Source organism: Aeromonas sp. 25-248 (assembly GCF_053005425.1).
In genome coordinates this window covers 26,856-38,397 of the sequence record NZ_JBRKTB010000008.1, presented here as the reverse complement: position 1 = coordinate 38,397, position 11,542 = coordinate 26,856, and the positions used below count along the sequence as shown (strand labels likewise).

General features: G+C 58.6%; 14 protein-coding genes. 6 read left to right on the top strand and 8 right to left on the bottom strand.

From position 1 onward, the window contains the following. The first annotated feature begins 53 nt into the window (after positions 1-53). The 4 genes from ACVDHI_RS12840 to dolP are packed head-to-tail and all read left to right on the top strand — an operon-like array spanning position 54 to position 3,340. Positions 54-1,844, top strand: a complete 1,791-nt coding sequence (locus tag ACVDHI_RS12840) for a penicillin-binding protein activator (protein WP_447212150.1) — start codon at positions 54-56, stop codon at positions 1,842-1,844. Continuing rightward, positions 1,762-2,157, top strand: a complete 396-nt coding sequence (locus tag ACVDHI_RS12835; RefSeq protein ID WP_080770042.1) for a YraN family protein — start codon at positions 1,762-1,764, stop codon at positions 2,155-2,157. Before ACVDHI_RS12840 ends, ACVDHI_RS12835 begins: the two co-directional genes overlap by 83 nt. Positions 2,158-2,166: 9 nt before the next feature. Then, a complete protein-coding gene (locus ACVDHI_RS12830) occupies positions 2,167-2,757 on the top strand; it encodes a D-sedoheptulose-7-phosphate isomerase (RefSeq protein ID WP_010675848.1) in 591 nt (196 codons plus the stop codon). 4 nt (positions 2,758-2,761) lie between these two features. Then, positions 2,762-3,340, top strand: coding sequence for a division/outer membrane stress-associated lipid-binding lipoprotein (gene dolP, locus ACVDHI_RS12825; protein ID WP_010675849.1), 579 nt, complete (start codon positions 2,762-2,764; stop codon positions 3,338-3,340). A 43-nt stretch (positions 3,341-3,383) separates the two neighbouring features. Here dolP and ACVDHI_RS12820 read toward each other — a convergent pair whose 3' ends face one another. The 8 genes from ACVDHI_RS12820 to zapE all read right to left on the bottom strand — a co-directional run bounded on the left by ACVDHI_RS12820 (position 3,384) and on the right by zapE (position 9,566). Beyond that, on the bottom strand, positions 3,384-3,815 hold the full coding sequence (locus ACVDHI_RS12820; RefSeq protein WP_029314842.1) for a ClpXP protease specificity-enhancing factor: 432 nt from the start codon (positions 3,813-3,815) through the stop codon (positions 3,384-3,386). Further along, positions 3,812-4,441: a stringent starvation protein SspA gene (sspA, locus tag ACVDHI_RS12815; protein WP_039040485.1), complete on the bottom strand. Its 630-nt coding sequence runs from the start codon at positions 4,439-4,441 to the stop codon at positions 3,812-3,814. The genes ACVDHI_RS12820 and sspA overlap by 4 nt, the downstream gene beginning before the upstream one ends. Before the next feature lie 87 nt (positions 4,442-4,528). Further along, complete coding sequence (locus ACVDHI_RS12810) at positions 4,529-5,263, bottom strand: cytochrome c1 (RefSeq protein WP_039040484.1); 735 nt, start codon at positions 5,261-5,263, stop codon at positions 4,529-4,531. Then, the gene (locus tag ACVDHI_RS12805; protein ID WP_010675853.1) at positions 5,260-6,477 is read right to left on the bottom strand and encodes a cytochrome b; all 1,218 of its coding nucleotides are present in this window, start codon (positions 6,475-6,477) and stop codon (positions 5,260-5,262) included. Before ACVDHI_RS12805 ends, ACVDHI_RS12810 begins: the two co-directional genes overlap by 4 nt. A gap of 2 nt (positions 6,478-6,479) precedes the next feature. After that, the gene (gene petA / locus ACVDHI_RS12800) at positions 6,480-7,070 is read right to left on the bottom strand and encodes a ubiquinol-cytochrome c reductase iron-sulfur subunit (RefSeq protein WP_010675854.1); all 591 of its coding nucleotides are present in this window, start codon (positions 7,068-7,070) and stop codon (positions 6,480-6,482) included. Positions 7,071-7,369: 299 nt separating this feature from the next. After that, the gene (gene rpsI, locus ACVDHI_RS12795) at positions 7,370-7,762 is read right to left on the bottom strand and encodes a 30S ribosomal protein S9 (protein ID WP_005336286.1); all 393 of its coding nucleotides are present in this window, start codon (positions 7,760-7,762) and stop codon (positions 7,370-7,372) included. Between the two features lie 14 nt (positions 7,763-7,776). Beyond that, entirely contained in the window at positions 7,777-8,205 is a 429-nt protein-coding gene (gene rplM, locus ACVDHI_RS12790) for a 50S ribosomal protein L13 (RefSeq protein WP_005336289.1), read from the bottom strand. Between the two features lie 266 nt (positions 8,206-8,471). Continuing rightward, the gene (zapE, locus tag ACVDHI_RS12785) at positions 8,472-9,566 is read right to left on the bottom strand and encodes a cell division protein ZapE (protein ID WP_042015058.1); all 1,095 of its coding nucleotides are present in this window, start codon (positions 9,564-9,566) and stop codon (positions 8,472-8,474) included. 139 nt (positions 9,567-9,705) lie between these two features. Between zapE and ACVDHI_RS12780 the strand changes: the two genes are divergently transcribed. After that, on the top strand, positions 9,706-10,086 hold the full coding sequence (locus ACVDHI_RS12780; protein ID WP_010675856.1) for a YhcB family protein: 381 nt from the start codon (positions 9,706-9,708) through the stop codon (positions 10,084-10,086). 81 nt (positions 10,087-10,167) lie between these two features. Then, complete coding sequence (locus ACVDHI_RS12775; RefSeq protein ID WP_041214027.1) at positions 10,168-11,526, top strand: Do family serine endopeptidase; 1,359 nt, start codon at positions 10,168-10,170, stop codon at positions 11,524-11,526. Positions 11,527-11,542: the final 16 nt, after the last annotated feature.

Sequence of the window (11,542 nt, the reverse complement as noted above, 5' to 3'; positions counted from 1 at the left end):
TCCTGCTCGCCGCCTGTGCGTCGGAGCCCAATCAATCTTCCGGACAACCCGGCATGCCGTCAGCCTTCTCGGATCTGACCAAGAATGCCCAGTGGTATCTGGAGCAGGTGGATCCCGCCAAACCGGCAGAGGCCTTCGTGTGGCAGATGATGGCGGCGCGCAGCTATCTGGCGCTCGGCCAGGCCAAACCGGCTGCCGCCCTGTATCAGCAGTTGCAGAAGCAGGCGAAGAGCCCGGTGCAGCAGGCGCAGTTGCAACTGCTGCAGGCACACCTGCTACTCGCCCAGGGCAACGCCAACCAGGCGCTGATCCTGCTGGAAGGCAAGCCGGATGTGGTTCTGGATGCCGATACCCAGAAGGACTGGTACCGCCAGCGCGTGGTGCTGCAGCTCGACATCAACAACAAGTTTGGTGCGGCCAAGTCGCTGATCCTGCTGGAACCTTATCTGGCCAAGAATGAGCTGGCCACCAATCACCAGCAGATCTGGTCACTGCTGAAAAGCATGACACCCTCCACCCTGCAGGCGCTGGAAGAGGCACCGGCCCCCGACGTGACCACCGGCTGGCTGCGTCTTGCGGCACTGGTGAACGAATTCGGGGCACAGCCGAGCCAGCTGGCCCGCCAGCTTGCCGGCTGGAAGCAGAGCTTCCCTAACCACCCTGCCCAGAGCGACATGCCGGCCGGCCTTGGGGATCTCGCTATCACGGACAACGGTTCGCTGCAGCAGATCGCCGTCTTCCTGCCGCTCTCCGGCAACCTGGAAGCCCAGGGCGCCGCCATCCGCAACGGCATGTTGATGTCCTACAAAGAAAATCAGAGCCAGTTCACCCTGAACTTCTACGATACCCAGGGCAAGGCGATGGGGGATCTCTACAAGCAGGCGATTCAGGAAGGGGCCAACATGGTCATCGGCCCTCTGCTCAAGGATCAGGTGGAGGAGCTGCTCAAGTCGAATCCGACCGTGCCGGTGCTGGCGCTCAACGAGCTGGACAAGCCGATCGTCAACGACAACACCTTCTATTTCTCGCTCTCCGCCGCTGCCGATGCGAGCCAGGCGGCCCAGTACCTCTATGGTCAGGGCTACCGCAAGCCGCTGCTGATCGCGGCACAAGGCCGGATTGGCTACAGCAGTATCAAGGCGTTTGAACAGGCCTGGGCCGGCGTCAGCCAGGAGAAGCCCGTGGTTGCCACCTTCGGGGCGCGCAACGAAGTGCAGGGCATGGTCAAGAACGCTCTGAGCGGCCGTTCCACCGCACGAGCCGGGGAGATTGTCCAGCTGTCCGATGCCGCGCCGCGCAGCATCGACGCCGTCTATGTGGTGGCCAACAGCCTGGAGACCCGGATGATCAAGCCCTATGTGGACATCTCGGTCAACCCCATGGGCAGCCTGCCCATCTACAGCAGCTCGCGGGGATACGACGGCGGGACGACCGAGGTGGCATCCGAGCTCAACGGCATGCATATCTCCGACATGCCGCTGCTGCTGGGTGGCTTCGAGACGCAGCGTGAACAGATTGCCCTGCTCTGGCCCCAGACCCAGGGCGACCTGCTGCGCCTGTTCGCCCTCGGCTACGATGCCGTCAGCCTGGCAGGCAACCTGCCGCAAATGCGCAAGGTCAATGCCATGCAGCAACCCGGCATGAGCGGCCAGCTGAGCGTGGATCCCCAGGGCAACATAGTGCGCATGCTGGACTGGGCCACCTACCAGAATGGCAAGCTGGTCAGCGACAGCGCCGCCCCCCAGCTGGAGGATGCGACTCATGAAGAGGCTACTGACACAACTTCACCAGCAGTGGTTGAACCTGTTGCCGTCGGCAGCGACGAGCAAGGGACAACACTTTGAGCAAATAGCGGAACGCTGGTTGCAGGCCCGCGGCCTGCAACCCGTGACCCGCAACTACCGCTGCCGTGGCGGCGAGATCGATCTCATCATGCGCCAGGGAGAGACCCTGGTGTTCGTTGAAGTGAGATATCGCGCCAACGCCACTCATGGCGGTGCAGCCAGCTCGGTCACCCGGCGCAAGCAGCACAAGATCGTGCTGGCCGCGCGCCACTATTTCAAGCAACATGCCATCAATGAGGCCAACCAGGCCTGTCGATTCGATGTGATCGCGTTCGAGGGCGACCAGCCGGACTGGATCCAGAACGCGTTTTAAGAGGACCCCATGACTGATCCCATCAAAGAGAATTACACCGAAAGCATCCAGACCAAGATAGCCGCCGCCGAAGCACTGCCGGATGCCATCCATACGGCAGCCCAGATGCTGACCATCTGCCTGCTCAATGGCCACAAGGTGATGGCATGTGGCAATGGTCCCTCCTCGGCATTGGCACAGCTATTTATTTCCGAGTTGGTGAACTGCTATGAAACTCCTCGCCCCTCCCTGCCCGGTCTCGCCCTGACGCCCGACATGGCGACCATCAGCGCCATCGCCACGGATCACGGTTTCGAGGAGGTCTATGCCAAGCAGATCCGAGCTCTGGGACAACCAGGCGACATCCTGGTGGTCATCACCACGACAGGCAACAGCCGCAGCCTGATCAAAGCCGCGGAGGCCGCCCTCTCCCGCGACATGACCATCATTGTTCTCGGTGGCGGAGACGGGGGAGAGATCGCCGGTCTGCTGGGCCCCAATGACGTGGAGATCCGCGTTCCTTCCGCTCGCCGTCCTCGTATTCTGGAAGTGAACCTGTTGACCCTGCACTGTCTCTGTGATCTCATCGACCAGACACTTTTCCCGCAACAGGAAGACTGAAACCATGAAGAAGCCTATTCTCGCTCTTGCCCTGCTGACCGGCGTCCTGCTGCTGCAAGGCTGTGCTGCCGTGGTGGTCGGTGGCGCGGCTGGCACCGCCAAGGCGAGCGGCGATCGCCGCACCCTGGGTGCCCAGTGGGACGATCAGACCATAGAGCTGAAAGCCGCCAACCTGTTGGCCGACAACAAGCCCCTGAGCGCCGCCAGCAAGATCAGTGTCTACAGCAACAACGGCCGTGTGCTGCTGGTGGGTCAGACACCCTCTGACGCTTACAAACAGGAAGCGGGCAGAATCGTGAGCCGGATTGAAGGGGTTCGCCATGTCTACAACGAGCTGCGCCTTGGCAAACCAGTCAGTATCGGCGTGCGCAGCAATGACACCTGGATCACCTCCAAGGTGCGGGCCGACATGCTGGGCACCAAGAACTTCGATAGCGCCAAGGTGAAGGTTGTCACCGAGAATGGCGAGGTGTTCCTCATTGGGTTGGTCACCCGCCAGGAAGGGGATCAAGCCGTGGAAATCGCCCGCCACGTCAGCGGCGTTAAGCAGGTGATCAAAGCCTTCGAGTTTGCCCAGAATTGACCATCTGGCAGGATGAAAAAACGCAGCCTTCAGGCTGCGTTTTTTATTTGATGACTTTCAGAGTCGGGCGACCGCTCGGGCGCGGTGGTTCCGGCTCGGGGTCAACCGACGTGGGTGTCTGTGCCTGTTCCAGCCAGAGGTCATACCCGGGCTCCGGCGGGAACAGGGTCCCCACTCCGTTCTCTCTGGCATGGATGGCCAGTACGGCCGCCATGGGGATATAGACCTGCTGCGATACGCCACCGAAACGGGCGCTGAAGCTGACAGCGTCATTGTCCATGTGGAACTGGCCCACGGCCCGGGGGGCTATGTTCAGAACAATCTGGCCATCCTGCACGAACTGCATCGGTACCATCACATGGGGAATGTTGGCATTGACCACAAGATGGGGAGTCAGATCGTTATCCAGCAACCAGTCAAAAAACGCCCGCAGCAGATACGGGCGACTGGGTGTCATTGTCGGTTCCATGCTCATACGCCGGCACGGATCTCGCGCTCGGCCTCGGTCAGGGAAGCCTGGAAGGATTCACGCTCGAACAGGCGCACCATGTAAGCCTTCAGCTCTTTGGCGCCACGGCCGGTGAAATCGATGCCCAGGCTCGGCAGACGCCACAGCAACGGCGCCATGTAGCAGTCGACCAGACCGAACTCTTCGCTCATGAAGTAGGGCATCTCGCCGAAGATGGGGGCGATGGCCAGCAGGTTGTCGCGCAACTCGGCACGGGCGGCTTCGGTATCGGTGCCCGCCATGATCTTGTCGGCCAGAGAGTACCAGTCCAGCTCGATGCGGTGCATCATCAGACGGCTGTTGCCGCGCGCGACCGGATAAACCGGCATCAGGGGCGGATGCGGGAAACGCTCGTCCAGATACTCCATGATGATGCGCGAGGTGTACAACGCCAGCTCGCGATCCACCAGAGTCGGTACAGTGTTGTACGGGTTCAGCTCGGCCAGCTCATCCGGCAGGTTGGCAGGATCAACCTGGCAGATATCCACGCTAACACCCTTCTCCGCCAGGACAATACGCACCTGATGGCTGAACATATCGTTGGCACCGGAAAACAGCGTCATTACCGAACGCTTATTGGCAGCTACAGCCATTGAACCCTCCCGTCATTAAAAAGCAGAAACGGCAATGAAGCATGTCTGTCTTCATTGCCGTGCGTCATATTACTCCGATCTGGTCGCTTAGTGAACGTCGCGCCAGAATTCCTTCTTCAACAGCACAGTGAAGATGAAGAAGATAGCGATGAATCCGAGTACCCAGAAGCCCATGCGTTCGCGCTCCTGCTGCACCGGCTCAGCCGAGTAGACCAAGAAGTTTACCAGATCCAGTACCGTCTGATCATATTCTTCGTTGTTCATTTCACCGTTGCCGTCAGATTTGATGCTGACGACTTGCTGCATCTCCACGCCATCCAGGGTGTGCGTCTCGAACTCGGCGCGGGGCGTCCCCTGCAACGGCTCCAGCACATGGGGCATACCCACGGACGGGAAGACGGCGTTGTTCACCCCGAATGGACGGGTCTCGTCCACGTAGAAGGAACGCAGATAGGTGTAGATCCAGTCTGCACCACGCACCCGGGCAACCAGGGTCAGGTCGGGGGGCGGCGCGCCGAACCAGCGCGCAGCATCCTTCTCGGACATGGCGCTCTTCATCAGATCGCCGATCTTGGCGCCGGTGAAGACCAGGTTCTCCTTCATCAGATCGTCCGGAATGCCGATGTCGGCCGCCACCCGGTTATAACGCTGGTACTGGGTGGAGTGACAGCCGGCACAGTAGTTCATGAAGGTGGCGGCCCCCCGTTGCAGGGATGCCTTGTCACTCAGATCGTACTCCGCCTTGTCGAGGGGGAAGCCACCGCCAGAGGCCAACACCAGACCAGGCAGCAGGGCCAGCACTGCAAAAATTATTCTTTTCATTTGAATGTCACCCTCTCCGGCAGCGGCTTGGTGTTCTCATTCTTGCTGTAGAAGAACAACAGGACGAAGAATCCGAAATAACCCAGAGTACAGAGCTGTGCAATCAGCGTCAGGGTCGGGGTTGATGGCAGCACGCCCAGCACCCCCAGAATAATGAAGCAGACCACGAACTGGGCGATGTTCAGCTTGTGCAGGGTGCTGCGGTAACGCACCGAGCGCACCTTGCAACGATCCAGCCAGGGCAACAGGAACAGCACCACGATGGAGAGGCCCATCATGATGACCCCCAGCAGCTTGTCAGGCACCGCACGCAGGATGGCGTAGAAGGGGGTGAAGTACCAAACCGGGGCGATATGCGCCGGTGTCTTCAGGCCGTTGGCCACCTCAAAGTTCGGTTTCTCGAGGAAATAGCCCCACATATCCGGCTTGAAGAAGATGATGGCACAGAAGAAGAACAGGAAACCGGCTACCCCGATCATGTCCTTCACGGTGAAATAGGGGTGGAACGCGACCGCATCCAGTGGCCAGCCGTTCTCGTCCTTGTGCTTCTTGATGTCGATGCCATCGGGGTTGTTGGAGCCCACTTCGTGCAGCGCCAGGATATGCATGGCCACCAGCATCACCAGTACCAGCGGCAGAGCGATGACGTGCAGCGCAAAGAAGCGGTTCAGGGTCGCACCCGAGATGACATAGTCCCCCCGGATCCACAGAGTCAGATCGTCACCGATAACGGGGATGGCACCGAACAGCGAGATGATGACCTGGGCCCCCCAGAACGACATCTGCCCCCAGGGCAGCAGGTAACCCATGAAGGCCTCGGCCATCAGCACCAGGAAGATCAGCATGCCGAAGATCCACAGCAGTTCCCTTGGCTTCTGGTAAGAGCCGTAGATCATGCCGCGGAACATGTGCAGGTAGACCACGATGAAGAAGGCGGATGCCCCGGTGGAGTGCATGTAGCGAAGCAGCCAGCCGTAATCCACATCCCGCATGATGTATTCCACGGAAGCGAAGGCACCTTCCGCCGAAGGGTTGTAGTTCATGGTCAGCCAGATGCCGGTGATGATCTGGTTGACCAGCACCAACATGGCAAGAGAGCCGAAGAAGTACCAGAAGTTCAGGTTCTTGGGCGCCGGATACTTGGCCATATGGTCGTTGTACATGGCCGTGAGCGGGAAACGATCATCGATCCAGCCCATGAGTTTGGCAAACATGGTCAGGCCTCCTTGCCATCGGCACCGACCAGAATGGTGGTGTCGCTAAGAAATTGGTATGGCGGAATGACCAGGTTCAGCGGTGCGGGGACGCCCTGGAACACTCGACCGGCCATGTCGAATTTGGAGCCATGGCAGGGGCAGAAGAAGCCGGAAGTTACCCCTTGAACCTGCTCGCCGAAGCTGTCGGGCAGATAGGAGGGGGAGCATCCCAGATGAGTGCAGATGCCAACGGCCACGAAGATTTCCGGTTTGATAGATCTGTAGCCATTGTGGGCATAGTCCGGTTGCTGTGGCTCGTCTGACGCAGGATCCCGCAGCTTGTCATCGTGTGCAGCCAGAGCATCCAGCGTCTGCTTGGTGCGCTTCACCACCCAGACCGGTTTGCCACGCCACTCGACGCGGATCAACTGACCCGGCTCCAGCTTGCTGATATCCACTTCAACCGGGGCGCCTGCCGCCTTGGCTTTGGCACTCGGATTCCATGACTTAATAAACGGCACTGCGGTAAAAGCAGCTCCTACACCGCCAACGGCAACCGTTGACCAGGTAAGAAATCTGCGGCGACCGGTATCAACTGGCGCATTGCTCATCCAAAAACTCTCCCATGTGGACTCCGCTCATTCTTATAGTGTCCCTGTTTACTTCTCCTCTCCCTGTGACAACTGCAATGGAAGCGGAGTGGCAATTGACACAGAAAGACCATGGAAATTTTAAAGAAAAGATAACAATTTGACAAGAAAGGGAGTCGATGGGCAAAAACAATAAATACACAATTTTTTGTCTTTTGTGACGTATGCTTAGCATTGTCACATGTAACATTACCAATAAAAAAAGCCTGGCAAATTGCCAGGCTTTTTTGACACTCCTGAGAGTGCGTACCAAAAGCGAATTAACGCTTGGAGTACTGCGGACGCTTACGCGCTTTGTGCAGACCGACTTTCTTACGCTCAACCTTACGGGCATCACGAGTAACAAAGCCAGCTTTACGCAGTTCGGAACGCAGGGTCTCGTCGTACTGCATCAGAGCACGAGTGATACCGTGGCGGATCGCACCAGCTTGACCGGAGATGCCACCACCGTTAACGGTGATGTACAGATCCAGTTTCTCGGTCATCTCGACCAGTTCCAGCGGCTGACGAACTACCATGCGGGCAGTCGGACGGCCGAAGTATTGCTCCAGGGAGCGCTGGTTGATTACGATTTTACCGCTACCCGCTTTGATGAAGACGCGAGCAGTGGAGCTTTTGCGACGGCCGGTACCGTAGTATTGATTTTCTGCCATGTTGCCAGTTCCCGTTAGATATCCAGTACTTGAGGTTGCTGAGCAGCATGAGCGTGCTCTGCGCCTGCGTAAACTTTCAGCTTACGGAACATGGCACGGCCCAGCGGACCCTTCGGCAGCATGCCCTTGACGGCAGCTTCGATTACCATTTCCGGCTTACGCTGAATCAGCTTGTCGAAGCTGATGGACTTGATACCACCCGGGAAACCGGAGTGAGCGTGGTACATTTTGTCGGTAAATTTCTTACCGGTTACGTGTACCTTCTCAGCGTTTACAACGATGATGTAGTCACCGGTGTCAACGTGCGGAGTGTACTCGGCTTTGTGCTTACCACGCAGACGAGCAGCGATCTCGGTTGCGATACGACCCAGAGTTTTACCTTCTGCGTCCACAATGTACCAGTCACGTTTTACGGTTTCTGGCTTGGCAACGAAAGTTTTCATTAAGTTAAACCCAATTACCTGTTACAGACCCAATTGCTTATGGGGGCTCTCCCACAAACAACAAACGATGGCCTACCTGTACCCCTTCGAATACAAGTAAAGCTTAAAGTGTTGCTGTCTTATCGACAGCTGTAACGTGGGCCGGGCGATTATAAGTGAAGTTGCCTTAAATATCACCTGCTAATTTCACTGCCATGAAGCTAGCAAATGTCGCCCGGCCCTACCTGCCGCAGATGCCCATCCGACTGGCAGGCGCGGTATTGTGACTAAGGAAGGTGCACTCTGGCAAGGTATTCGTGCGATTGCATCTCCTGAAGCCGTGAAAGGCAACGCTTGAATTCGAAATTCAGCAAGCCTTCGCCATAGAGCCCAGTCATGGGGACCGCCGCCGATATGATGAGCTTTACATGCCGCTCATAAAACTCATCCACCATGGCGATGAAGCGGCGGGCCGCGTCATCCGTGCCGCTGCCCATGGGTTGCACATTGGCCAGCAGGACAGTGTGGAACTCACGGGCCAATTCGATGTAGTCGCCCTGGGAGCGTGGAGTACAGCACAGCTGTTCAAACTCCATATAAAGCACCCCTTCCCCCACGCCCAGTGCACTCAGTTGGCGATGGTTGACTTCCAGTGCGGCGGCAGTCACCTGCCCAATCCCGGTCAACTGGCTGAAATAACGATCCAGGTTGCTCCTGGCCTGCTCATCCAGCGGGAAGTGATAGATCTCTGCCTGTTCAAGGGTTCGCAGCCGGTAATCGACACCGCCATCGACATTGATCACCTCGCAGTGACGCTCGATAAGCGCGATGGCAGGCAGGAAGCGAGCACGCTGCAACCCGTTGCGGTAGAGATCCTGAGGGGGAATGTTGGATGTGGCCACCAGCACCACGCCATGGCCAAAGAGTTCCTGGAACAGAGTGCCGAGCAGCATGGCATCCGTGATATCCGAGACGAAAAACTCGTCGAAGCAGATGACGTCGGTCTCGTCGGCCAGCTTGCGGGCGATCAGCTTGAGCGGATCGGACTGACCGGTCAGCCCTTTGAGCTCGTCGTGCACACGGTGCATGAAACGGTGGAAGTGGATGCGCAGTTTGCGCCCCCCCGGCAGGCTCTCAAAAAAAGTATCCATCAGCCAGGTCTTGCCTCTGCCCACACCACCCCACATATATAACCCCTGGACGGGGTCACGGGTTTTCGGCTTTTGCAGCCAACCCAGCAGGCCACGGGATCTGGTCGGAGTCGGGCTTGCGCACAGATCCTGATAGAGTCGCTCCAGGCGGGCGACTGCCATGGCCTGGGCCGGATCCGCCACAAAGCCGGGGCGCTGCAAATCCTGCTGATATTTTTGCTGCGGGGTCATCCTGTAAACCGCCTCCAAGTCCCTGAATGAGGGACAAAATGGTATCACGCTCTCGGGGGGCACGGTATAGTGCCAACGAGGCGTTGCGGTCCATCCGACCGCTTCAAATTCATCGTGTTAGCTGTAACAAGGAGCTTCTATGACTCTGTTTAACGGGATCCTGCTGGCGATCGCCGCCCTGATCATCGGCGTGCTGATCGGCCGCTTCTCTGTCCGTAGCCGGGATGCCGGACGCCTGGAACAGGAGCTGAAAAAAGCCCACAAGGAGCTGGAAAGCTACCAGGGGCAGATCACCACCCACTTCGCCGACAGCGCCGCCCTGATGGAGCAACTGGCCGAACAGTACCAGACCCTTTATCGCCATATGGCGGAACAGAGCAAGTTCCTGGCCAAGGTACAGGAACCACTGTTCCGCGAACCCGAAGTGGAAGAAACAGGCGATGCCGCCAACAGCGAGGAGCCGGGCCTTCCTCCCCGCGATTACGCCGGTGCGTCCGGCCTGCTCAAGCAGCCGGGCTGATCATCAGTTGAACTAATTACGCTTTATCGTGGTCAGACCTTGACGATTGCACTGCAACTTTTTCTGGGAGCTGTTTCTCATATGCGTAAATCTCTTTCTGTATTCAGTGTCTTAGCCCTCAGTGTCGGTATCGCCATGTCCTCAGCACCGGCGCAGGCCGCACTGCCCCTGATGGCGAACAACCAGGAGATGCCGAGCCTGGCCCCCGTCCTCGAGCAGGTGACCCCTGCCGTGGTCAACATCTCCGTCTCTGGCAAGAAGATCACCCGCCAACGCCTGCCGGAGCAATTCCGCTTCTTCTTCGGCCCCAACATGCCTGACGAGCAGGTGAGCGAGCAGCCCTTCCAGGCGCTTGGTTCCGGCGTCATCATCGATGCCAAGAAAGGCTACGTCATCACCAACGCCCACGTGGTCCACGAGGCGGACGAGATCAAGGTCAACCTGAAGGATGGCCGTGAGTATGCGGCCAAGAAAATAGGGGAAGACAAACAGTCGGATATCGCCCTGCTGCAAATCAAGGCCGAGGATCTGGTGCAGATCAAGTTCGCCGACTCCGACGAGCTGAGAGTCGGTGACTACGCGCTGGCCATCGGCAACCCGTTCGGCCTGGGCCAGACCGTCACCTCCGGCATTGTCAGCGCCCTGGGTCGCAGCGGCCTCAACATCGAAAATCTGGAGAACTTCATCCAGACCGATGCGGCCATCAACTCCGGCAACTCGGGCGGCGCCCTGCTCAACCTGCGCGGGGAGCTGATCGGCATCAACACCGCCATCCTGGGCCCCAACGGCGGCAACATCGGCATCGGCTTTGCCATCCCGTCCAACATGGTGCGCGATCTCTCCGAGCAGATCGTGAAATACGGCGAAGTGCGCCGTGGCCAGCTGGGGATTACCGGCACCGAGCTCACCAGCGAAATCGCCAAGACCTTCGGCTACAACAAGAAGGACGGTGCCTTCGTCAACCAGGTCATGCCTGACTCCGCCGCCGCCAAGGCAGGCATCAAGGCAGGTGACATCATCATCAGCATCGATGGCAAGCCCATCCGCTCCTTCGGCGAGCTGCGTGCCAAAATCGCCACCATGGGGGCCGACAAGCAGGTCTCGCTCGGCCTCATTCGTGACGGCAAGGAGCAGAGCGTCAAGGTCACCCTGAAGAAAGCGGATGACAGCGAGATCCTGGCCAGCGCCCTGCATCCGGCACTGGAAGGGGCCAAGCTGAGCACCATCACGGACCCCGTGACCGGCGTGGCCGTCTCCGACATCGATCCCCGCTCACCGGCAGCCGCCTCCGGCCTGCAAAAGGGCGACATCATCATCGGGGTCAACCGCCAGCGCATCAACTCCATGGGTGAACTGACCAAGGTGTTGAAAAACAAGCCGGAAGTCCTGGCGCTGAACATCCAGCGCGGTGACTCCTCCCTCTATTTGGTGATCCGTTAAGCCCCTCACACCCGCG